20 protein-coding genes and 1 pseudogene are annotated in these 22,490 nt (G+C 71.9%); 14 read left to right on the top strand and 7 right to left on the bottom strand.

Annotation, left to right across the window (positions count from 1 at the left end):
• Window positions 1-21: 21 nt before the first annotated feature.
• Window positions 22-816, bottom strand: a complete 795-nt coding sequence (locus ACLGIH_RS15605) for an SLATT domain-containing protein (RefSeq protein WP_416525847.1) — start codon at window positions 814-816, stop codon at window positions 22-24.
• Between the two features lie 333 nt (window positions 817-1,149).
• Here ACLGIH_RS15605 and ACLGIH_RS15600 point away from each other — a divergent pair, with 333 nt between their 5' ends.
• From ACLGIH_RS15600 to ACLGIH_RS15565, 8 genes are all read left to right on the top strand, one after another.
• On the top strand, window positions 1,150-1,494 hold the full coding sequence (locus tag ACLGIH_RS15600) for a YbaB/EbfC family nucleoid-associated protein (RefSeq protein ID WP_416525846.1): 345 nt from the start codon (window positions 1,150-1,152) through the stop codon (window positions 1,492-1,494).
• Window positions 1,495-1,553: 59 nt separating this feature from the next.
• Window positions 1,554-2,153, top strand: coding sequence for a recombination mediator RecR (gene recR / locus ACLGIH_RS15595; RefSeq protein WP_416525845.1), 600 nt, complete (start codon window positions 1,554-1,556; stop codon window positions 2,151-2,153).
• Entirely contained in the window at window positions 2,146-2,805 is a 660-nt protein-coding gene (locus ACLGIH_RS15590; RefSeq protein WP_416525844.1) for a DUF5063 domain-containing protein, read from the top strand. The genes recR and ACLGIH_RS15590 overlap by 8 nt, the downstream gene beginning before the upstream one ends.
• A gap of 398 nt (window positions 2,806-3,203) precedes the next feature.
• A complete protein-coding gene (locus ACLGIH_RS15585) occupies window positions 3,204-3,650 on the top strand; it encodes a hypothetical protein (protein ID WP_416525843.1) in 447 nt (148 codons plus the stop codon).
• Between the two features lie 199 nt (window positions 3,651-3,849).
• A complete protein-coding gene (locus tag ACLGIH_RS15580; RefSeq protein WP_416525842.1) occupies window positions 3,850-5,127 on the top strand; it encodes an aspartate kinase in 1,278 nt (425 codons plus the stop codon).
• Entirely contained in the window at window positions 5,127-6,215 is a 1,089-nt protein-coding gene (locus ACLGIH_RS15575) for an aspartate-semialdehyde dehydrogenase (protein WP_416525841.1), read from the top strand. Before ACLGIH_RS15580 ends, ACLGIH_RS15575 begins: the two co-directional genes overlap by 1 nt.
• Before the next feature lie 595 nt (window positions 6,216-6,810).
• Window positions 6,811-7,404 carry a SigE family RNA polymerase sigma factor gene (locus ACLGIH_RS15570; protein WP_416525840.1) on the top strand — a complete coding sequence of 198 codons (594 nt, stop codon included), beginning with the start codon at window positions 6,811-6,813 and terminating at the stop codon, window positions 7,402-7,404.
• On the top strand, window positions 7,401-8,630 hold the full coding sequence (locus ACLGIH_RS15565; protein ID WP_416525839.1) for a hypothetical protein: 1,230 nt from the start codon (window positions 7,401-7,403) through the stop codon (window positions 8,628-8,630). Before ACLGIH_RS15570 ends, ACLGIH_RS15565 begins: the two co-directional genes overlap by 4 nt.
• Before the next feature lie 54 nt (window positions 8,631-8,684).
• Here ACLGIH_RS15565 and ACLGIH_RS15560 read toward each other — a convergent pair whose 3' ends face one another.
• Window positions 8,685-9,521, bottom strand: a complete 837-nt coding sequence (locus tag ACLGIH_RS15560) for an SURF1 family protein (RefSeq protein ID WP_416529392.1) — start codon at window positions 9,519-9,521, stop codon at window positions 8,685-8,687.
• Between the two features lie 446 nt (window positions 9,522-9,967).
• Between ACLGIH_RS15560 and ACLGIH_RS15555 the strand changes: the two genes are divergently transcribed.
• Entirely contained in the window at window positions 9,968-11,743 is a 1,776-nt protein-coding gene (locus ACLGIH_RS15555) for a S9 family peptidase (protein WP_416525838.1), read from the top strand.
• A 756-nt stretch (window positions 11,744-12,499) separates the two neighbouring features.
• Here the strand turns inward: ACLGIH_RS15555 and ACLGIH_RS15550 are convergent.
• The gene (locus ACLGIH_RS15550; protein ID WP_416525837.1) at window positions 12,500-14,455 is read right to left on the bottom strand and encodes an NAD-binding protein; all 1,956 of its coding nucleotides are present in this window, start codon (window positions 14,453-14,455) and stop codon (window positions 12,500-12,502) included.
• A gap of 181 nt (window positions 14,456-14,636) precedes the next feature.
• On the opposite strand from ACLGIH_RS15550, the pseudogene ACLGIH_RS15545 reads away from it, so the two are divergent.
• The 4 genes and pseudogenes from ACLGIH_RS15545 to ACLGIH_RS15530 all read left to right on the top strand — a co-directional run bounded on the left by ACLGIH_RS15545 (window position 14,637) and on the right by ACLGIH_RS15530 (window position 18,561).
• A pseudogene (locus ACLGIH_RS15545) lies at window positions 14,637-15,620 on the top strand (permease).
• A complete protein-coding gene (locus tag ACLGIH_RS15540; RefSeq protein WP_416525836.1) occupies window positions 15,617-16,360 on the top strand; it encodes a TIGR03943 family putative permease subunit in 744 nt (247 codons plus the stop codon). The pseudogene ACLGIH_RS15545 and the gene ACLGIH_RS15540 overlap by 4 nt, the downstream one beginning before the upstream one ends.
• A 128-nt stretch (window positions 16,361-16,488) precedes the next feature.
• The gene (locus ACLGIH_RS15535; RefSeq protein ID WP_416525835.1) at window positions 16,489-16,998 is read left to right on the top strand and encodes a hypothetical protein; all 510 of its coding nucleotides are present in this window, start codon (window positions 16,489-16,491) and stop codon (window positions 16,996-16,998) included.
• Window positions 16,999-17,046: 48 nt separating this feature from the next.
• On the top strand, window positions 17,047-18,561 hold the full coding sequence (locus ACLGIH_RS15530; RefSeq protein WP_416525834.1) for an SPFH domain-containing protein: 1,515 nt from the start codon (window positions 17,047-17,049) through the stop codon (window positions 18,559-18,561).
• A 258-nt stretch (window positions 18,562-18,819) separates the two neighbouring features.
• Here the strand turns inward: ACLGIH_RS15530 and ACLGIH_RS15525 are convergent, their stop codons facing one another.
• The 4 genes from ACLGIH_RS15525 to ACLGIH_RS15510 form a co-directional block, all read right to left on the bottom strand.
• Entirely contained in the window at window positions 18,820-19,389 is a 570-nt protein-coding gene (locus ACLGIH_RS15525) for a DinB family protein (protein WP_416525833.1), read from the bottom strand.
• Between the two features lie 111 nt (window positions 19,390-19,500).
• Window positions 19,501-19,719: a hypothetical protein gene (locus ACLGIH_RS15520; protein ID WP_416525832.1), complete on the bottom strand. Its 219-nt coding sequence runs from the start codon at window positions 19,717-19,719 to the stop codon at window positions 19,501-19,503.
• Window positions 19,720-20,368: 649 nt separating this feature from the next.
• Window positions 20,369-20,599 carry a hypothetical protein gene (locus tag ACLGIH_RS15515; RefSeq protein ID WP_416525831.1) on the bottom strand — a complete coding sequence of 77 codons (231 nt, stop codon included), beginning with the start codon at window positions 20,597-20,599 and terminating at the stop codon, window positions 20,369-20,371.
• Window positions 20,600-20,807: 208 nt separating this feature from the next.
• On the bottom strand, window positions 20,808-21,467 hold the full coding sequence (locus ACLGIH_RS15510; protein WP_416525830.1) for a helix-turn-helix domain-containing protein: 660 nt from the start codon (window positions 21,465-21,467) through the stop codon (window positions 20,808-20,810).
• Window positions 21,468-21,790: 323 nt separating this feature from the next.
• On the opposite strand from ACLGIH_RS15510, the gene ACLGIH_RS15505 reads away from it, so the two are divergent.
• Window positions 21,791-22,468 (top strand): hypothetical protein, encoded by a 678-nt coding sequence (locus tag ACLGIH_RS15505; protein ID WP_416525829.1) that lies wholly within the window; start codon window positions 21,791-21,793, stop codon window positions 22,466-22,468.
• Window positions 22,469-22,490 lie beyond the last annotated feature (22 nt).

Genomic DNA, 22,490 nt, shown 5'->3' with positions numbered 1-22,490 from the left:
GGTGAGCCGACTCCCCGGCCCTCACCTGGGCTCCGGCGGACGCTGCCGCGGCATGTTCGGCCGCGCGCCCCCCACCCCCGGCGGCACTCCGAACCGCCCCTGCACCACCGCACCGCCCTCCGCGCCCCGCCCCCCGCCGGCACCCGCCGACTGGATTCCCAGCGGCGCCGACCCGGTCCGGAACTCCACCATCCAGTCCGCCGTCTCCGCCCGCACCAGCTCCGTCACGTCCTCCGAGAACCGCCGCAGCACCAGCAGGCACCGCTCCGCCGCCTCCCCGGCCGTCCCCTCCGCCGGCCCCAGCACCTCCCGCACGCTCTCCGACGCCCAGTCGAACTGCAACGCCTGCAACCGCCGCTGGACCGCCTGCGCCGTGGCCACGTCCCTCATCCACCCGGAGGTGACCCCGAAGTACCGGTCCCCGGCCACGCACGCCACCCCCAGCAGCAGCGCCAGGTAGCCCCAGGGCGCGACCCCGCCCACCGTCCCCGTCATGTCCAGCAGCGGCAGCGCCGCCCCGACGACCGCCCCCGCCGCCGCCCCGCCCCGCAGCAGCCGCGCCCCCCGCCGCTTCCACACCCGGTCGGTGAGGTACCAGGCCGCCGTGTCCAGTGCCCCGCGCTCCACCCACCGGTACAGCTCGTCCAGTCGCTCCGCGGGCAGCCCCCAGTCCCCGTGCGGAAAGGGCCGCCCGGTCAGATCACCCGGTTCGCCCGGCTCACCCGGCCCGCCCGGTGGCACCCCGAACCGCCCCGCCCCTTCGCCGCCCCGCCCGTCCTGAGACGGCCCTTCGGGCTGCATCTCCGGCTGACCCACCCGGCACTCCCTACCGATCAGTTGATCACGGTACGTGACGACTCTGTGACCTCACGGCGCTGCTCGTGTAACACCAGAGGCTGACGCGCCGGACCATTCCTACCTCCCAATGGGTGGCGAAGGCCCGGCTTTCGTCGCTTTTCCGCCCGGAAGTGGGTGTTGATCAGGTATAAGGCGCACCACTCCCTCACTCGAAAGAGTGCTGGGGCGAGGGCCGCCCGGACCACGTAGGCTCGTGCCGAACGGTAAAAACCCGCAGCCGCAGGGTCGCGGACCGCAGACAGAGACCGCAGACCGAGACCCAGACAGAGACCGCAGTGATAGGAGCCTGACGTGATCCCCGGTGGTGGCCAGCCCAACATGCAGCAGCTGCTCCAGCAGGCCCAGAAGATGCAGCAGGACCTGGCGAAGGCCCAGGAGGAACTGGCGCAGACGGAGGTCGACGGACAGGCGGGCGGCGGCCTGGTGAAGGCCACCGTCACCGGTTCCGGAGAGCTGCGCGGCCTGAAGATCGACCCGAAGGCGGTGGACCCGGAGGACACCGAGACCCTCGCCGATCTGATCGTCGCCGCCGTCCAGGCGGCCAACGAGAACGCCCAGGCGCTCCAGCAGCAGAAGCTGGGCCCGCTCGCCCAGGGCCTGGGCGGCGGCAGCGGTATCCCCGGCCTGCCCTTCTAAGACGGGCACCGGGCATCTACCGTACGTAGTGAAGGAATCCCAGGAAGGACGGCAGTCCGTTGTACGAAGGCGTGGTCCAGGACCTCATCGACGAACTGGGGCGGCTCCCCGGCGTCGGTCCCAAGAGCGCGCAGCGGATCGCCTTCCACATCCTCCAGGCGGAACCGACCGACGTACGGCGCCTGGCGCACGCCCTCATGGAAGTGAAGGCGAAGGTCCGCTTCTGCGCGACCTGCGGCAACGTCGCGCAGGAGGAGCAGTGCGCCGTCTGCCGCGACACCCGCCGCGACCCGGCCGTCATCTGCGTGGTGGAGGAACCGAAGGACGTCGTGGCCATTGAGCGCACCCGTGAGTTCCGCGGCCGGTACCACGTGCTCGGCGGCGCGATCAGCCCCATCGACGGCGTCGGACCGGACGACCTCCGCATCCGTGAACTGCTCGCCCGCCTGGCCGACGGCACGGTCACGGAGCTGATCCTGGCCACGGACCCGAATCTGGAGGGCGAGGCCACGGCCACGTACCTCGCCCGCATGATCAAGCCCATGGGCCTCAAGGTCACCCGCCTGGCCAGCGGCCTCCCGGTGGGTGGCGACCTGGAATACGCGGACGAGGTGACCCTCGGCCGCGCCTTCGAGGGGAGACGACTCCTAGATGTCTGACGCCACGCTGCACGCGACCCATCAGAACCCGGACGACTTCGCGGTCCAGATCGCCGACCAGATCGAGAGCTTCCTGGTAGCCGTCACGGAGGTCGCGAAGGGCGACGAGCCGGACTCGGCGGTCCCCTTCCTCCTCCTGGAGGTCTCCCAGCTGCTCCTGGCCGGCGGACGCCTCGGAGCCCACGAGGACATCGTCCCGGACGAGCGCTACGAGCCCGACCCGGGCCCGGAGCAGGACGTGGACGAACTCCGCGAGAACCTCGCCCGCCTGCTCGACCCCATCGACGTCTACTCCGAGGTCTTCGACCCGTACGAGCCCCGCAAGGCGCCGGTCGCGGCCCGTATCTCGGACGACCTCACCGACGTCATCACCGACCTCCGCCACGGCATGGTCCACTACCGCGCCGGCCGCACCACGGAGGCCCTGTGGTGGTGGCAGTTCTCGTACTTCTCCAACTGGGGTTCGACGGCGTCCGCGACCCTGCGCGCACTCCAGTCGGTCGTCGCCCACGTCCGCCTGAACCAGCCCCTGGCCGAACTCGACGGCCTCGACACCGACCAGGACCTCGGCGACGAGACCCTGGAGGCGGAGGCCGGCCGGGTGATGGTGGAGGAGATCGCGGGTCCGCTGGGCCTGCGCCCGGTCAAGTGATCAGCGGGTTCGTGTCCCGAGTGACACCTTGACGTTGCCGTCTCGCGCTCGCCGCCCCCGTACCGTGACCGGCCATGGACTACGGAAGCGGTCGAGCCGCGAGAACGACGACGGCGGCGGTGGCCGCAACCCTGGGCATACTCCTCACCGGCTGCGGCCCCGGGGATCCCGAGGGCACCGCGGCCGACGCGGCTGACCGCCCGACGGGGACGGTGACGGCGGCGGTGCCGCCCCCGCCGTCGAGCCCGGCCCCGGCATCGACCCCGGCCGGGTCCGCGTCCTCGACCCCGTCTGCCGCCCCGACGCCCACCCGGTCGGTTCCGCCGCCGAAGCCCAGTCCCACGCCCACGCCCGCGCGGCCGACCCGCCCCGCCGCTCCGGCCCCCACCGCCATCGCCATGTACGCCGCCACGGAGGGCGGCCGGATCACCCTCACCCGTGGCGGCCCGGCCCAGGAGTTCACCGTCTCCGTACGCAACGGCAACACCCGCGCCTACGCGCAGCTGCGCGTGGCGCTGCAGACGGAGATCATGATCGGCGAAGGGTCCGCACCCTCCAACGGACTCGTCCTGGAGCGCCGGGATCCGGCCACCGGCGCCTGGCGCCGCGCCGATCTCCGCGTGGCCAACGACGTCCGTCCGCACCACCTCCACCCCGACGGCACCCCGCTGGCCCGCGACGCCTCCCGCGTCGAGCGCTACCGCCTGCGTGCGACGGCGGCGGGCCCGGCCGGTTCCACCTCGCTCCTCATCCGCCTGGTCGACACGGCGGCCCCGCGGGGGGCGTCGTACGAGCAGGCCGTCCCCCGCCGCGCCTCCCTGCCGCTCACCGTGGCCGCCCCGTAGGGGAGACTCCGTTTGTGAAGATGTGATGCGGGGCACTTTTCCGAGTGGACCGCGTCTGTCTGGGCATGAGCCTGCTCGGACGGGCGCCGGGTCTCACCATGCGATATCGCAGGGGGGAATTTCGGACGCTCGATAGACTGAGCCGACCGCAGTACATCTACGTACGTGCGGAAAGAGACGGAATGAGCGAGGAGCGCACGTGGGCCTTGTCGTGCAGAAGTACGGAGGCTCCTCCGTAGCCGATGCCGAAGGCATCAAGCGCGTCGCCAAGCGAATCGTGGAAGCGAAGCAGAAGGGCAACCAGGTGGTTGCCGTTGTTTCCGCGATGGGCGACACGACGGACGAGCTGATCGATCTCGCCGAGCAGGTTTCCCCGATGCCTGCCGGCCGTGAGCTCGACATGCTGCTGACCGCCGGAGAGCGGATCTCCATGGCCCTGCTGGCGATGGCGATCAAAAACCTGGGCCACGAGGCCCAGTCCTTCACCGGCAGCCAGGCAGGTGTCATCACCGACTCGGTCCACAACAAAGCCCGGATCATCGACGTCACGCCGGGCCGCATCCGCACCTCGGTGGACGAGGGCAACATCGCCATCGTGGCCGGCTTCCAGGGCGTGAGCCAGGACAGCAAGGACATCACCACGCTGGGGCGCGGTGGCTCCGACACCACGGCCGTGGCGCTCGCCGCCGCGCTGGACGCGGACGTCTGTGAGATCTACACCGACGTCGACGGCGTGTTCACCGCCGACCCGCGCGTGGTGAAGAAGGCCAAGAAGATCGACTGGATCTCGTTCGAGGACATGCTCGAACTGGCCGCCTCCGGCTCCAAGGTGCTGCTCCACCGCTGTGTGGAGTACGCCCGCCGGTACAACATCCCGATCCACGTCCGGTCCAGCTTCAGCGGGCTTCAGGGCACGTGGGTCAGCAGCGAGCCGATCAACCAAGGGGACAAGCAGGTGGAGCAGGCGCTCATCTCCGGTGTCGCGCACGACACCTCCGAGGCCAAGGTCACGGTCGTCGGTGTGCCGGACAAGCCGGGCGAGGCGGCGGCGATCTTTCGCGCCATCGCCGACGCCGAGATCAACATCGACATGGTCGTGCAGAACGTGTCCGCCGCCTCCACCGGCCTGACGGACATCTCCTTCACGCTGCCGAAGACCGAGGGCCGCAAGGCCATCGACGCGCTGGAGAAGAACCGGGCCGGCATCGGCTTCGACTCCCTGCGCTACGACGACCAGATCGGCAAGATCTCGCTGGTCGGCGCGGGTATGAAGACCAACCCGGGCGTCACCGCGGACTTCTTCACCGCGCTGTCCGACGCCGGGGTGAACATCGAGCTGATCTCGACCTCCGAGATCCGCATCTCGGTCGTCACCCGCAAGGACGACGTCAACGAGGCCGTGCGCGCCGTGCACACCGCCTTCGGTCTGGACTCCGACAGCGACGAGGCCGTCGTCTACGGAGGCACCGGCCGCTGATGGCCGAAACCGAACGGCCCCCGGCAGGACCGCGGAGGACCGGACGACCGGTGCTCGCGGTCGTCGGAGCGACCGGAGTCGTCGGCTCCGTCATGCTCCAGATCCTGTCCCAGCACGCGGACATCTGGGGTGAGATCCGTCTGATCGCCTCGCCGCGCTCGGCCGGCCGCAAGCTGGCCGTGCGCGGCGAGGAGGTCGAGGTGGTGGCGCTCGCCGAGGAGGCCTTCGACGGCGTCGACATCGCCATGTTCGACGTGCCCGACGAGGTGGCCGCCCAGTGGGCGCCCGTCGCCGCCGCCAAGGGCGTGGTCGTGGTCGACAACTCCGGCGCGTTCCGGCTCGACCCGGACGTGCCGCTGGTCGTGCCCGAGGTCAATCCGCACGCGGTGCGGATGCGCCCGCGCGGGATCGTCGCCAACCCCAACTGCACGACGCTGTCCATGATCGTCGCGCTGGGCGCGCTGCACGCCGAGTTCGGGCTGCGCGAGCTGGTCGTCTCCTCGTACCAGGCGGTGAGCGGGGCGGGGCGCGCGGGCGTGGACGCGCTGCGCCGCCAGCTGTCCCTGGTGGCCGGCACGGAGCTGGGGACCAGCCCCGGTGACCTGCGGCGGGCCGTCGGCGACGACACCGGGCCGTTCCCGGAGCCGGTCGCGCTGAACGTCGTACCGTGGGCCGGTTCGCTGCGCGAGGACGGCTGGTCGTCGGAGGAGATGAAGGTCCGGGACGAGTCCCGCAAGATCCTCGGGCTGCCGCAGCTGCCGGTGGCCGTGACCTGTGTGCGGGTGCCGGTGGTCACCACGCACTCCCTGACCGTGCACGCCCGCTTCGAGGGCGAGGTCACCGTCGACAGGGCACGGGAGATCCTGGCCACGGCGCCCGGCGTCGTACTCGTCGACGAACCGGCCGCCGGGGAGTTCCCGACGCCCGCGGACGCCGTCGGCACCGATCCGACCTGGGTCGGCCGGGTGCGGCGGGCGCTGGACGATCCGACCGCCCTCGAACTGTTCGTGTGCGGGGACAACCTCCGCAAGGGCGCCGCGCTGAACACGGCGCAGATCGCGGAGCTGGTGGCGGCGGAGTACGCCTGACCGGCCGCCTGACCCATCTGGCCGTCGCCTGATCCGCCTGGCCCCGCGTCTGGTCCGCCTGGTCCGCGTGGCGCCTCGTCTGGTCCGCCCGATCCGGCTGGCCCGTCGCGTGGTCCGCCCGGTCCGCCCGGCCCGTCGCCCGCCGTCTGCCGCCCGCCCGGCCGGCCGGCCGCGGAAAACCCGGAGCCCACCGTGGTTGAGGTTTGTAGGATCCGTGTAAGTGTTGTGATCCGAAAGATGGTCCGGACCACTTGATCAGGCCCCTTGCGGCATCAGAGGATTTCCTCCCCGCCTTCCGCAACCACGCGGAGCGCGGGGAGCGTCTTTGCCGTCACCCATCCGGGGCGTGGGGACGCCGAGGGCAGGGCGTGGGGACGCCCGGCCAACGTGGATTTAGGGGAAGAGCGGGACGCATGAGGCCATTTGGCACGCTGTCGGTTGTGCTGCCTGACACGAGGGCGAACGTGATGCCCGGCACGTACAACCCTGACCGGGGTACGCGTGTCCAACTGGCGTGGCACAGGTACTCGAATTCACCGCGACGGCACACGGCACGGCCGCCCTTCGGCCGCCCCGCCGGGCCGTCCGTCCTCGCATGGCCGGCGCGGCCGGTGGCATGCCGGTGATCGCGCCCATGCCCGCAGCGCAGCCCGCCCGCATACCGAACCAGCGTGACGGCGCCGAGGAGGCCGCGGCGGGAACGACCGTCGACCACCTCACCGAGACGTACCGCACCCACTACCGGTCGCTGCTGGGTCTCGCCGCCCTCCTGCTCGACGACACCGCCTCCTGCGAGGACGTCGTCCAGGAGGCCTTCATCCGCGTCCACTCGGCGCGCAAACGCGTCCGTGACCCGGAGAAGACGCTGGCGTACCTGCGGCAGACCGTCGTCAACCTGTCGCGTTCGGCCCTGCGCCGCCGCATACTCGGCCTCAAGCTGCTGTCGAAGCCCATGCCCGACATGGCGAGCGCCGAGGAGGGCGCGTACGACCAGCTGGAGCGCGACTCCCTGATCAAGGCGATGAAGGGACTTCAGCGCCGCCAGCGCGAGGTGCTGGTGCTGCGGTACTTCGCCGACATGACCGAGGCGCAGGTCGCCGAGACGCTCGGCATATCCCTCGGCTCGGTCAAGGCGTACGGCTCCCGTGGCATCGCGGCGCTCAGGATCGCCATGGAGGCGCCGGCATGAGCGACGGCAACGACGCGATGCGGTACGGCGACGCCGCCGACGACGAGCGATACGAGGCCCCCGAGAACGACGACTCGCACACTGGGAACGCAACTGTGAACCACGGCCCCGACCCCCAGGGCCCCGACGGATTCCCCGGACCCGACGGGTTCCCCGGACCCGACGGGTTCCCCGGGACCGATGGGACCCATGGCCCCTCCGGTCTCGACCCGGACGAGCTGGCCCTGCGCCGGCTGCTGCACGGCGCGGTCCAGGACGTGGAGCCGCGCGACGGCACCCTGGAGTACCTGCGCCGGGCGGTGCCCGCCCGGCGGGCGCGCAAGCGCCAGGCCGTCGTCGGCGTGGCCGCCGCCGTCCTCTTCGTCGGCACCGCGATCCCGGCCCTCGTCCACGTCTCCAACTCCGGCGGCCCCGGTGCCAACCCGTCCGTGGCCGGACACGCCTCCCAGACGCAGGGCGGAGCGAGCCAGGGCAAGGACCCGGCCGGCGGCAAGAGCGACAGCGTCGGCTCCACCGGCAAGGCCGAGGACAAGGGCAAGGCCGACCCGAAGGACGAGGGCAAGGAGAAGGAGACCGGCGGCCCCGGCGCCGGGGCGAGCGCCGGTGCCGACCCCTCCGCCAGCGCCGAGACCGGTGTGGCGGTGTGCGCCGCGGGCCAGCTCGGCCCCGCCGTCGCCGCCAGCGCCGCCCCCGACTCCACGGGCGTCGTCTACGGCTCCTTCCGGGTCACCAATGTCTCCTCCGACGGCTGTACCGTCGCCGGTCCCGGCACCGTGACCGCCACCCCGCAGGGCGCGGCGGACGCCACCAAGATCGGCACCGCCCGGCATGTGGCCGGGGACCCCGCGGTCGGACTGCCCGACCCCTCGCTGGAGATGCCCGAGCTGCTGGTGGAGCCGGGTGCCGCCTACGAGGTGCAGTTCGCCTGGGTGCCCTCGGAGACCTGCCCCACCACCGGCGGAACCCCTGGCGGCACCACGGGCGGCAGCACGGGCGAGCCCTCGCCCGACCCGTCGCCCACGCAGGACACGACCGCGGCCGGCGGCACCGCCACCGGCGGCGAGACCGGCACCGCGCCCCAGCTGGCCACGGCGGACGGCCCGGCCGACGGCAGCGTGGCCGTGACCTACACCCCGGAGGGCGGCACGGGCTCGGCGACGGCCACGGTGTCCAAAGCCTGCGCGGGAACCGTGTACTGGACGGGCGTGCTGGCGGCGCAGCAGTAGGCGCGCGTGGCCGAGCAGGCGGTGGACCGGGCGGCCCACCGCCTGCTCGGTCTCTCAGACCCCGGTGGGGCTGGGGCGAGGCTCCTCCTGCCGCCCCGGTGCGTCCGTCTCATCGGGTTCCTCGGGTTCCTCGGGCAGCAGACCCAGCTCGGCGTCCCGGGCCAGTTCCAGTTCCCGGCGCAGCAGCCGGAACCACATGAAGATCACGAAGCCGACGAAGGCGAACCACTCGGCGGTGTAACCGAGGTTCTGGAACGCCTTCAGATCCAGGCCGGTGTTCTGCGGCGCGCTCACGGGAGCGGCCTTCATCCCGGCGTCGCCCTTGTTGAGGGTGATCCACGCGTCGTACACGTCGTACGGCACCAGGTTCACCAGCGTCGCCGTGCTGACCGCGGCCGTCTGGCCGGCCGGCAGCCCGCCGCGGGCGGCGGTGCCTGCCGCGCCGCCCGGGCTCTCCGACGCGTGCAGCGCCCCAGTGACCGTGACCTCGCCGGACGGCGGGGCCGGGACCTTCGCCGGGTCCGGCTCACCGGGCAGCCAGCCCCGGACGACGGGCAGCGCCTGGCCGGAGTCGGTGCGCAGCAGGGTCAGGACGTAGTACCCGCGCCGGCCGTCCAGCTCCCGGTCCGGCACGAGCAGCTGCTCGGCGTACCGGCCGGTCGCGGTGGCCTGCTTGCCGACCGTCGCCTTGTCGACCGGCAGCAGCTCCGCGAGCGGGCGGGCACCCTGGTGCCGTGACTCCGCGGCCTGCGTCTCGGCGCTCCGGTGGCTCTCCACCCGGTCCTCGAACCGGCCCAGCTGCCACGAGCCCATGAAGATGCAGAAGGGGATCGAGAGCAGGACGAAGACGTTGATCCCCCACCAACGGGGCGTCAGCAGAAACCGGTACACGGCTTCCAAGGTACGCGGACCGGGCGGACGGCCCGGCGCCAGGGTCGGCTCGCCACCCCCTGGGCGCCGTCTGCGATCTCGGCCGGCGTATCCGCGGACGCCCTCCGGTCCCGGGCCCTCGGCGACGGCCCGGTACCTCTCGACGCTCTTGCGCAGCTGGGTCGTGCCGGTCATGCGGGAAGTGTGCACCCGGCCGCTGACAATCCGTGTTGACCTGCGCGGACGCGGAGTTTTCCACAGGCTGGGGGCGGGGGCGGCGGAATGTCGGTGCAGCGGGGCAGTATGGGGCCATGACTGAGCGCAACGGGTCCGACTCGCAGGATCGGCAAGCACGGGACCAGGGACAGGAACAGCACGGACAGGACCAGCACGGACCGGATCACCAGGGTCCGGATCATCGGCGTCCGGATCAGCACGGACAGGACACCCCGCGAGGTGCGGAGACGATGCCGGACTGGGAGAAGCGGTTCCGGGCACCGAGGGTGTCGCTGCCCGACTGGGCGCAGGACGCACCGGACCGCTCCCTGTTCGTGTCGAACGCGACGGGGACGTACGAGCTGTACGCGTGGGACCGGTCGACCGGCGAACAGCGCCAGGTCACCGACCGGCCCAACGGCACGACGGACGGCGTGCTGGCACCGGACGGCGAGTGGATCTGGTGGTTCGACGACAAGGACGGCGACGAGTTCGGCGTCTGGCGCCGCCAGCCGTTCACGGGCGGTGAGGACGAGCTGGCCGTGCCGGGCCTCGACCCGTCCTACCCGGCGGGCCTCGCCCTCGGCCGGGACGGCCGCACCGCGGTCGTGGGCCGCTCCACGGACGAGGACGGCACGACGGTCCACTTCGCGCGCCTCGGCGAGGCCCCGACGGAGATCTACCGGCACCGCGAGTCGGCGGGCGTCGGCGACCTCTCCCACGACGGCTCGCTGATCGCCATCGAGCACACGGAGCACGGCGACGCGATGCACTCGGCGCTGCGCGTCCTGCGCCCCGACGGCACGACGGTCGCCGAGCTGGACGACACCAAGGGCGGCACCGAGGAGCTGGGCCTGGAGGTGCTCGGCTTCGCGCCGGTCGACGGCGACACCCGGCTGCTCATCGGCCACCAGCGCCGGGGCCGCTGGGAGCCGCTGGTGTGGGACGTGGCGACGGGGGAGGAGACGGACCTCGCCCTGGAGCTGCCCGGCGACGTGAGCGCCGAGTGGTACCCGGACGGCACCGGCCTGCTGATCGTGCACGGCTTCGAGGCCCGCAGCGAGCTGTTCCGCTATGACCTGGCGGCCCGCGAACTGGTGGAGGTCCCCACTCCGGCCGGCACGGTCTCCGGCGCCACGCCCCGCCCGGACGGCAGCGTCGAATACCTGTGGTCCTCCGCGGCCGAACCGCCGGCGGTCCGCTCCACGACCGGCCGGACCGTCCTCGACCCGCCCGGCATGAAGTCACCCGGCTCGGTCCCGGTGGAGGACGTCTGGGTGGAAGGCCCCGGCGGCCGCATCCACGCCCTGGTCCAGAAACCGGCGGGCGCGACCGGCCCCCTGCCGACGGTCTTCGACATCCACGGCGGCCCGACGTGGCACGACAGCGACGCCTTCGCCGCCGGCCCGGCGGCCTGGGTCGACCACGGGTACGCGGTGGTCCGCGTCAACTACCGCGGCTCCACCGGCTACGGCCGTGCCTGGACCGACGCCCTGAAGCACCGGGTGGGCCTCATCGAGCTGGAGGACATCGCGGCGGTCCGCGAATGGGCGGTCACATCCGGTCTCGCCGACCCCGGGCGCCTGATCCTCACCGGCGGCTCCTGGGGCGGATACCTCACCCTCCTCGGCCTCGGCACCCAGCCGGACGCCTGGACGCTCGGCATCGCCGCGGTCCCCGTCGCCGACTACGTCACGGCGTACCACGACGAGATGGAGGGCCTGAAGGCCCTGGACCGCACCCTCCTCGGCGGCACACCCGAGGAGGTCCCGGACCGTTTCGAGGCGTCCTCCCCGCTGACCTACGTCGACCGGGTGAAGGCCCCTGTCTACATCTCGGCGGGCGTCAACGACCCACGCTGCCCGATCCGCCAGATCGAGAACTACGTCAAACGCCTGGAGGCCAGGGGCGCCGTCCACGAGGTGTACCGCTACGACGCGGGCCACGGCTCGCTGGTCGTGGACGAACGCATCAAGCAGGTGACCCTGGAACTGGACTTCGCAGCAAGGCACCTGCCGCAACCCTGACTTCCCACCACCCGCCATCCCAGACACCGCCCCACCCGGAACACCGCCACCGCCCCCAGCCGACAACGCCCCCGACCCACCCAAGACCCGAACGGCCCACGACACGCCTACCGCCCGGGCGAGGACTGACTCGTCCGTCACCCGGGGGCGATACGTCGACCGGCCTCTCACCCGCGCCGAGGGAAGCCGACAGGTCTATGCCCGAGCTGAGGGGGGCGCGGCTGGTGGCTTGTCCGGGCTGAGGATCGTCGGCGGGTCTCTTGTCCAGGCTGAGGATCGTCGGCGGGTCCATGGCCCGGGCGGGGGCGGGGACTGGTCCATCGCCCGGGCGGGAGGGAGGGGGGAGGGGAAGCGTTGGTTTGTCCACCGCCCGGGCCGGGAGGCGTCGTTGGTCTCTCGACCACCCGAGCCCGGGCAGCGCCCCCTGCCCGGCCAACCGCGTTGGGAACTGGTGGTATCGGCTCCTTGGCTGCCCGAGTGGGCTGATGGCGTTGCCTTCCCGGGCTCCCGAGTCGGCTGGCCGCGTTGGCTTCCCGGCCCCTCGAGTCGGCTGGTGGCGTCGACTTCTCGACCGACCGAGCCGGGAGGCGGCGGGCACTTCTTGGCCGACCGAGCCGGGAGGTGACGGGCATTTCTCGGCTGACCGAGCCGGGAGGTGACGGGCACTTCTTGGCCGACCGAGTCGGGTGGTGGGTGGGCATAGGCCCGGGGGTCCAGGGGGCGGAGCCCCCTGGCGGGGTCGTAGGGGCAGCGCCCCTACACATCCGCCCGCTGCCGCGCCCCCCGCCGCCCCAGCAACTCCGCCAACCCCCGCCGCGTAGCCGCCAGCACCACCCGATCCTCCCCCCGCAACACATACGTATCGGGCAAGTCCCACACCAGCCCCGAAGGCAACGGCGGCCCCGCACACACCCCCTCCCTCACCACACCCTCATCCCCGGCGTCACCGTCATCCCCCACACCGCCCACACCCCCGTCATCGCCCCCCGCCCCACCGCCGGAGGCCCCCGTGTCCAACGCCAGCACCCGCCACGCCCCCGCCCGAAACGCCTCGCCCACCGTCCTGCCCTCCAACTGCGGATGCCCCGCCACCTCGACCGCCGCGAACAGCAGCACCCGCCGCTCGACCGGAATGGCTCCCAGAATCTGGCGCCCCATCATCGCCCCGGCGAACGCGGGCGCCGCCAGATGGCTCACACTCCGGCTGCGCGTCAACGCCCCGGGATGGGCGGCACGCAGCGTCCGGTACACGGCGGTCGCGAAGTCGTCGTCGTACAGCCGCAACACCACCCGCAGATCCGACCGCAAGGCCCGCGCATACAGCACGGCCTCCAGATTCGTCGTGTCGACACTGGTGAGGGCGAGCAGAGAGTGCGCCCGATGGATCTTGGCCGCTTCCAGGACCCCCTCCTCCGTGGCGTCCCCCATCACCACCGGCACCCGCAGCCGCCGCGCGGTCGCCATGCCCCGCGCGTCGGGATCGGCCTCCACGCACACCACGGGGATGTGCAGCTCCCGCAGCCGGGTCAGCACCCGCGTGCCGATCTTGCCCAGCCCCAGCAGCACCACATGCCCGCTCAGCCCACGCGGCGGCTTGCGCAGCGCCGAGGCGCTGCGGAACGTACCGAGGGCCTCCAGCCCCGCCGCCAGCAGCACCGGCAACAACAGCAGGCCCATCAGCCCGGACAGCAACTGGAGGACCTGCTCCCCGGTCGGCTCACCGAGCGCCGGCTCGTTGATCGCGAACAGGTTGAGCAGCGTGACGTACGTCGCGTGCAGCGGATGGTCGCCGCTCACCACGGTCATCGCGACGGCGAGCCCGGCGACGCACGCCACCAGCCCCGCCAACGACCACCGCAGCCGGCGCGAGAACAGCGACCCGAAGGGCGGCACACCGCCACCGCGCCCCAGGGGCAACGGCGGCCCGGAGTACGACAGCTGCTCCAGAGCGACGGTGCCGCGCCCGGTCGCTGCGGCCACCGCCGCCGCGTCGGGCAGCAGCTGCGGCCCCTGCTCACCGCTGCCCTCCGAACCCTCCGAGCCGGCCGGGTCGTTGCTCGTCGCCGACAGCAGCGCGAGCGTGCACAGCCCCGGATCGGCGACCTCCCCGGGACGCGGCGGCCGCCGCTCCACCGCCCGCAGCAGCAGCCCGTCGGTCTCGACGACCTTGCTGGTGCCGACGAGTGCCGTCGCCACCAGCGCGGGCGCGGCCGTGTCGGCGTCGGAGAGCACGGTGGTGGAGGCGTCGAAGCCCGGGGTCCGGGCCTCGCCGGTGGCCAGTGTGGCGGCCTGGTCGAGCAGTTCCTCGATGTGCTGGCCCAGACGGCGGTTGTACAGCCGCAGCACCAGGCGCAGATGCGGGTTGAGCCGGCGTGCGGTGAGCGCGGCACGGATGTTGGTCTCGTCGTCGTCGTACACCAGGGCCAGTGCGGCGGCCCGGTCCACGCCTGCCCCGGCGAGCACGTCCTCGGTCGGCTCGGCGGCCTCCACCTCCCGTGCAACACCGCCCGGTTCGGCCGTGGCCGACGACCGGCTGACGGCCGCGTTCACCAGGTCCAGCAGCGCGGCCGAGGCGGCCCGGGCCCGGCCGACCACCGGCTGGCGGACCCGGCGCCCGGAGGGCGGCACGACGAGCGTGACCTGTTCGCCGTACACGCCGCGCAGCTCGGCGGCCAGCCGGTGCGCGAGCCCGTCGTCCCCGCACACCACCATGTGGCCGCCGGAATCCCGCAGTTGCCCTCGACTCGGAACGCTCCCCACGTGGCACAAGACTGCCCCACCAGGGCGGCTGGTTCCAGCGTGCGGTGAACGGCGGCGCGCCAGTGCCCGTATGGAGGCGGTGGACGCGTAGGCAGGGCAGGACAGGGACCACCACCGGAAAGGCGGGTCGCAGGTGGCCGTCGGCAAAGCGGCTCGGGAACCGGAGCGGGCCCGCATCGACTCCCCGCTGCTGGTCACCCTGTTGCTGGTGCCGGCCGTGCTGCTCCAGGACCCGCTGCGGGGTGCGCTGTCCGCGCCGGTGATGCAGAGCTGGACGACGGTGTTCGTCGCGGTCGTCGTGCAGGCGCTGCCGTTCCTGGTGCTCGGTGTGCTGCTGTCGGCGGCCATCGCGGTGTTCGTGCCGCCGTCCTTCTTCGCCCGTGTGCTGCCGGGGCGGCCCGGTCTGGCCGTGCCGGTGGCGGGCGCGGCGGGCGCGGTGCTGCCGGGCTGCGAGTGCGCGTCCGTGCCGGTGGCCGGGGCACTGGTCCGGCGGGGCGTCGCCCCCGCCGCGGCGCTGGCCTTCCTGCTCTCCGCCCCGGCGATCAACCCGATCGTGCTGACGGCGACCGCCGTCGCCTTCCCCGGCGAGCCCGCGATGGTGCTGGCCCGGTTCGTGGCGGGTCTGCTGGTGGCGTGCGCGATGGGCTGGCTGTGGCAGCGGCTGGGCCGCACCGGCCGGCTGCGCCCGCCGGCCCGCGCCTCGTACGACGGCCGGGGCAGGGGCGCGGCGTTCTGGGGTTCGGTGCGGCACGACGTGATGCACGCGGGCGGCTTCCTGGTCGTCGGCGCGATGGCCGCGGCACCCTCAAGGGGGTCGTCCCCGCGCACTGGCTGCGTGCCGCGGCCGACCACCCGGTGCTGTCCGTGCCGGCCCTGGCCGTGCTGGCGGTGCTGCTGTCGATCTGTTCGGAGGCGGACGCGTTTCGTGGCGGCGTCGCTGTCGCAGTTCTCCCCGACGGCACGGCTGACGTTCCTGGTGGTGGGGCCGGTGGTGGACCTGAAGCTGTGCGCGATGCAGGCGGGCACCTTCGGCCGGGCCTTCGCGCTGCGCTTCGCCCCGGCCACCTTCGCCGTGGCCGTCACGGTGTCGGTACTGACGGGGGCGGTGCTGCTGTGAACCGGCAGGCACAGGCGGCGGTCCTGTTCCTCCTCGGCGCGGCCCTGCTGCACGCGGGCGTCACGGACCTGTCCCTGCGGTACGTGAAGTCGGGGCTGCGACCGCTGGTCGTGGCCGCCGGCGCCGTACTGATCGCGACGGCGCTGGCGACGGGCTGGTACGAGTGGTACGAGCGTCGCCGGACCCGTGCCGCGGGGACCACCCGGCGCCCGTCGCCCGCGGCCCACCACGAACCGCGCGTCTGCTGGCTCCTGCTCCTGCCGATCCTCGCCCTGATCCTCGTGGCCCCGCCGGCCCTCGGCTCCTACAGCGCGATGCACGCGGGCACAGCCCTGCAACGCCCGCTGGGATACCCGCCGTTGCCGGAAGACGGCCGGGGCCCGCTCCGCCTCGCCCTGGCCGACTACGCGGAGCGGGCGGCGTACGGCGACGGCCGCACCCTCGACGGCCGACGCGTCACGCTCACCGGCTTCCTCGCCGTGGACCGGGCGGGCACGCCCTACCTGGTCCGCATGACCCTCAACTGCTGCGCGGCCGATGCCCAGCCGGTCAAGGTCGGGCTGACCGGCCGCGTCCCGCCGGTGCTGCGCCCGGACACCTGGCTCGCCGTCACCGGCACCTACACCCCGCGGCGGACCCGGGACCCGGTCAACGACGGCCCGATTCCCTTCCTGGACGTGACCGGGGCCAGGCCGGTCCCGGCCCCGCGCGACCCGTACGACGAGGGCGGCAGCGGCTGACGGCTCGATCGAGGGCGGCATCAAAGACGCGTAAAGATTGCCGGAGTCCGGCAATGACGCACTTCGCCCACGAGTGTCAGGATCATGGACAACGGAGCTCGGCGACGGGCGAGAGGGGGGCGGCACGCATGGCCTGGTTTCTCGGGCTGGGTTTCACGGGGGTCGTGCTGCTCGCCCTGTCGCTGATCTTCGGCGGACTGCTGGACGGCGTGTTCGACGGCGCGCTGGACGGCGTCCTCGACGGATGGCTGTCGCTGCCCGTCATCGCCGGTTTCGTGTCGATGACCGGGTTCGGCGGCGCCATCGTCCTGGGAAGCGGCTGGGCCGGGCCTGCGGGGGCGGCCGGCGCAGGCGCGCTGACCGGGGTGGGGGCGGCCTGGCTGACGTACCGCCTCAGCCGTGCGCTGATGCGGGACCAGACCAGCGCCACCCCCACCGCGGCCCACCTGCTGGGCACGTCCGGCAAGGTCGTGACCGCCATTCCCGCGGACGGCTTCGGGGAGGTGCTGCTCCGGCTCGCCGGACAGCCGCTGAAGTGCGCGGCGCGCAGCGCGCAGCCGGTCGCGCGGGGGACCGAGGTGTGGGTGGAGGCGGCCCCGACGGCGACGTCGGTCGTGGTGCGCCCGGTGGACCCCTGAGCCGGTCCGCGTTTCTGACATTTCCGTTCCTGATTCGGGGGCACGTACATGAGTCCTGTCGTCATCGCCGTCATCGGGGTCGTCGTACTCCTGGTGCTGATCGCGCTGGTGGTCATCAGCCGGTACAAGGTGGCCGGGCCGAGCGAGGCGTTCATCGTCACGGGCCGGCGCGGCAAGAAGTCCACCGACCCGGAGACCGGTCAGGTGATCACCGACAACAGCGGCCAGAAGGTCGTGGTCGGCGGCGGCGTGTTCGTCGTGCCGTTCGTGCAGCAGCGGTTCACCCTCGACCTGTCCTCGCGCCACATCCCGGTGGCCGTGCGCGGCGCGGTCACCCTGCGCGGTGTGAAGGCGAACCTGGAGGGCGTCGCCATCGTCAAGGTCGGCGGCACGGAGGACGCGATCAGGGCCGCCGCCCAGCGTTTCCTCATGCAGCAGGACGGCATCGTCGGCTTCACGCAGGAGGTGCTGTCGGGCGCGCTGCGGGCGATCGTCGGCCGGATGTCCGTGGAGGACGTGATCCGCGACCGGGCCGCCTTCGCCGGGCAGGTCGCCGAGGAGGCGGAGGCCAGCCTGTCCGGGCAGGGCCTGGTGCTGGACGCCTTCCAGATCCAGGACATCACCACCGAGGGCTCCTACCTGGAGGACCTCGGCCGCCCGGAGGCGGCGCGGGCCAAGCAGGAGGCCGACATCGCCGAGGCCGTGGCGCGGCGGGCCGCCGAGCAGGCGCGGCTGAAGGCCGAGGAGGAGATCGCGGTCGCGCAGCGGACCCTGAATCTCAAGCAGGCCGAGATCAAGGCCGAGACCGACCAGGCCGCGGCCCGCGCCAACGCGGCCGGCCCGCTCGCCGAGGCCGCCCGGCAGCAGGAGATCCTCGCCGAGCAGGAGAAGGTCGCCGAGCGCCAGGCCGCCCTGAAGGACCGCCAGCTCGACACCGAGGTCCGCAAGCCCGCCGACGCCCAGCGCTACGCGGCGGAGCAGGAGGCGGAGGCCCGCCGGGTGGCGCGGGTGAAGCAGGCGGAGGCCGAGCGGTCGGCCGGCATCGCCGCCGCCCAGGCCGAGGCCGAGCGCTCCCGCCTCACCGGTGAGGGCGAGAAGCAGCGGCGCAGCGCGCTGGCCGAGGCCCAGGCCATCGAGGGCCTCAAGCAGGGCGAGGCCGAGCGCTCCCGGCGGGCGGCGATCGCCGAGGCGGTACGGCTGGAGGGCGAGGCGGAGGCCGCGGCGATCGGCGCCAAGGGCGCGGCCGAGGCCGAGGCGATGGAGAAGAAGGCCGACGCCTTCGACCGGTACGGCGAGGCCGCGGTGCTCCAGATGCTGGTCGAGGTACTGCCGCAGGTCGTGGCAAAGGCGTCCGAGCCGCTCGCGTCCGTGGACAAGATGACGGTCATCTCCACGGACGGCGCCGGCCGCCTCCCGCGAGCGGTCGCGGACAACGTCGCCCAGGGCATGGAACTGCTCAACTCCACGACCGGCATGGACCTGGCCGAACTGCTGAAGAACGTCACCCGGCGGGCCAAGGCGGAGGAGCCGCAGCCCAACGGCAAGGTCGAGATCACGGACTGACAGCCGGCCGGAACCCCGGACCACGGCCTCCGCGCCCCACCCACCGCGGAGGCCGTCGCCGTACGACGACGGCACGCCCTACGGCGACGACGGCGACGGCGCCAGCGACGCCGACGACACCAACGAAGCCGACGACGGCTACCACGACGACGGCACCCGGCCGTGCCCCTGTCCATGCCCGCCGGCCGTGCCCCTGTCCATGCCTCTGGCCATGCCCGCCGGCCGTGCCCCTGGGCGTACCCCCGGCTCAGCCCCCGCTCACTGCCCGACCCGCCCGTCGACACACTCCCGCAGCAGATCGGCATGCCCGCAGTGACGGGCGTACTCCTCGATCCGGTGCACCAGCAACTCCCGGACCGAGGTCCCGTCCTCCCCCAGACGCTCACCCAGGTCCGGGTGCTCGGCCAGCGCGGCGTCCGTCGCGGCCTGCTCACGCTCCAGATCGGCGTAGGCGGCGTCGACCACGGCCTGCTCACCGACGGCCCCGTCGAAGTCCCCGTCGGGCTCGCCGTACAGCTTCGGCAGCGGATCACCGTCACCGATCCAGTTGCGCCAGTCCCTTTCCACCTCGGCAAGATGCCGGATCAGCCCGAGCAACGACATCGTCGAGGGCGGGACCGACCGCCGCGCCAGCTGCTCCGCGTCCAGGCCCTCGCACTTCATCCGCAGGGTCATGCGGTAGCCCGCCAGGAAGTCCTGCAGCGTGGCGAGTTCGCCCTCCGGACTGGCCCCTTCCGTGTTGCGGGGGTCATCGTCCGGGTCGGCCCACATGTCGGGGTGGACGGTCGCCTGGGTCCATCGCGCGGGTTGGTCATTCATGCCCCGCATGGTGGCCCGCCGGGACCCGGCTCCGCTACTGACTTACAACCGTCGTACGCACGTGGCGAGGAACGGTGTGTCTCCGGCCGGTCCTGTGTACGTCTCGTCGGAGCCCAGGCGTCAGTCCGACGTCTTGCAGACGATCGCTGTGGCAACGGAACCGGGCTCCACGTCGGCGTGGGCCATGATGTCGCGCTCGGCGTCCGCCGACGGTGTCGGCGTCGACACCGAACATCCCGAAGGAGAACTCGACGACGGCACCGGCCGGGGGCCCGACGTCGGCTCGACCCCATCGTTGATCGACTCCGTGAATGACCAGCTGCCGACGACCAGCACCACCCAACCGCCGATCAGCCACCCTTTCGTGCGTCTGCGCATCATGCCCCTGCCCGAAGTTCCCACGGTAGGCGGCCAGTCTGCCAGCCGTACGACAGCTCCACCGGAAGCAGATCCGTCCCCTGATCCAGACCGGCGCCGTCGTCCTGGACGGGATCTCCAAGCGGGACCCGGAGCGGTGGTCACGCAGATGGACACACAGCAAAGCCAGAGGGCCCTCACCGAATCGGTAAGGGCCCTCTGACCTGCTACTCAGCTGTCGGGGTGGCGGGATTTGAACCCACGACCTCTTCGTCCCGAATGAGGTCCGGGCGGGATCGTCGCCAGCACGTATGGCGTTTGTGCAAGTCACGGCGTTGGAGTGAGTGAGTGTCGTGTGGTCCTGCGGGGGCTCGGAGAGCTGGTCGGCTCCCAGATGGCTCCCCAGATTGCCCAGCCGGCGCCAGGGCGCTGAACTGTGCACTGCGAGGTCGGCTGGTGCGGACGTGCCGGCCGTCTTCATGGAGCAGGCCAGCAGCCAGCAGTGTGCGGCACCCGCCGACATGCGCCGGTGCCGCACACTGCTTGATCGTTCAGCTTGCCGCCGTTAGCGCCGCCGGTCGGTCAGCGCCGACTCCCCCGGGGCAGGGACGGGCCGTGAGCGGCGAGTACCTCAGTGGTTGAGGTACCGGGTGACCGCGATCTGGATGAGGATGCCGCCGCCGGCGAAGGCGGCCCCCTTGAGGATCTGGACCACCATCGTCCAGCGGAGGAAGCGGAGTCGGCGACGCGTCTTCTCCCACAGGGGGCGGACGCGTTCCGGACCGCCGACGGCAGCGCGGAGCCGCAGGCAGACAGCCTTGATCTTCCTGGCCAGTCGGGCCGGAAGGGCCTTACTATTCAAGATGGAACTCCTAGTTGGTCATCGATCTAACGGGTGTTTCGGCAGGGGAGGTCTCGGTCGCGGTTTGCCGACCCTTCAGGCCGAGCCTTCCCTGCACTGCCGGGGGTGCGCGGCAGTAGCCATTAAGGGGCGGGGAGCCCCTCGTGCCTGTCGCTGAACACATGTGTTTCCTGTTCCTGATTCGAGTGAGAGTCGACCATCCAAAATGCTAGCGGAGTCCGCCGAGGGCGATTGCGATTTCCGTCGAGTCCCTCCCGGCTGATTCCGCAGAACGGATCAGAACCTCCATTTCGGTCTTCATTCCTGCACGCGCAAGGATGTCGGCATATACGCCGATATCCCCTTCGTTCAATGCCGCCCCCAGGTCCAGCAGATGAGCCACGCGGTCGGCCTCGGCCATCGCCGCCAGGTGTGCCGGTAAACTCAGTTTCGTCGGCGCCGTGCTGTTGCGCCGGTCCCCCTTGTCGGCGTCGGTGTTGCAGGAACTGTTGCGCCGGTCCCTCTCAACCCCCGCCTCGTCGCAGGTGCACCTGCCCGCGCATCGACGGCAGGCCGACTTCCGCGCGGCCTGGAGGAGCGGCTTGAGTGCTGCGAACTCGCGGGTCAGCACCGCGACATCCCCACCGTCTGCCACCCCCTTGGCCGCCAACCCGGACATCTCCTCGATAACTGCCGTACGTGGAAGCCGCCGTCCGTTGAGCCAGTGGGAGAGAAGCGGCGGTGAGACGTGCAGCGCCTTCGCCTTCTGCGCCATCGTGTCGCCGGGGCGGACGTGGTGGATGAGCAGCTTGAGGGCCTGGGCGAACGCCTGAACCTCTTCCGTGGCCCCGGGTGCACAGGTGGTGTTAATCGATCCAAGTGACGGCATGCCAAACGAACCCTTCCGCTCGCTCGAGATTGCCTAGGGGGAACCGGTGATCAATGGAAGCCTAGCCACTCACCGGCTCGGTGGTGCACAGTTCCGCGCCTTTCCCTGACTACTTTTCGCGGGGGGTATTTGCTAGCTTCAATGCCGACAAATAACGCTAAAACGGATCATTACGGACGCCTTCTCTTTCCTCGCCTGTGTAAAGATCGCTAATCGCTGGAATGAGGGTGTGGGGCCGTGCTACTAATGAATGTCCGCAGCCCGCTGCCCACCAGTGCCGCCCCGGGCCATCCCGCCGGGAGGCCCCCGCGAATGGAGATGTCATGCCGTCCTGGCAGGATGCCGGCCTCGGAACGATGAAGCGCGTGGCCCTGTGGTTGGTCTCCGTGGTCGGCGAAGGCAATACCTTCACCAAGGAGGACCTGCGTGCAGCCTTCCCTGGGGTGTCCCAGGTCGATCGCCGCATGCGGGACCTCCGGGATTTCGGTTGGCGTATCGATACCAACAGGGAAGACGAGGAGCTGGACCCCCACGAGCAGCGCTTCGTGAAGCCCGGCGACCCTGTCTGGGAGCCAGGTCGCGCGACTCGCAAGTCAGGAACGATCGCGATCGGTGCGGCGCGCCGACGCGAGGTGCTGGCTAGGGACGGGAACATGTGCCGCTCCTGCGGCATCACCCCCGGCGAGATCTACGCCGGCACCTATGAGGCAGCCCAGCTCGACATCGCCCGTAGGGAAGTGGTGAAGCCGGACGGCACCAAGGCCACCGAATTGGTCACCGAGTGCAAGCGGTGCCGGGTGGGAGGCAGGGCGCTTGCAGTGGATCTGGGCAAGGTGCTCAAGGCAGCCGCCGTCCTCGACCCGGCCGAGCGCAGCGTACTGTCCGACTGGGTGGCGGCGGACCGGCGGGAGTTCAGCCGCCTGGAGCAGATCTGGAGCGACTACCGCTCTCTGCCTGAGGAGTCGCGGGCGCAGCTCCGGGCGGAGCTGGGACTCGGCTGAGCAGCCCTATTGCATAGAACAA

This window comes from Streptomyces hamibioticus, assembly GCF_047946815.1.
Taxonomy (GTDB): Bacteria; Actinomycetota; Actinomycetes; order Streptomycetales; family Streptomycetaceae; genus Streptomyces.
The sequence above is the reverse complement of the archived record's forward strand: the minus strand, read 5'-3'. Positions and strand labels throughout refer to the sequence as shown.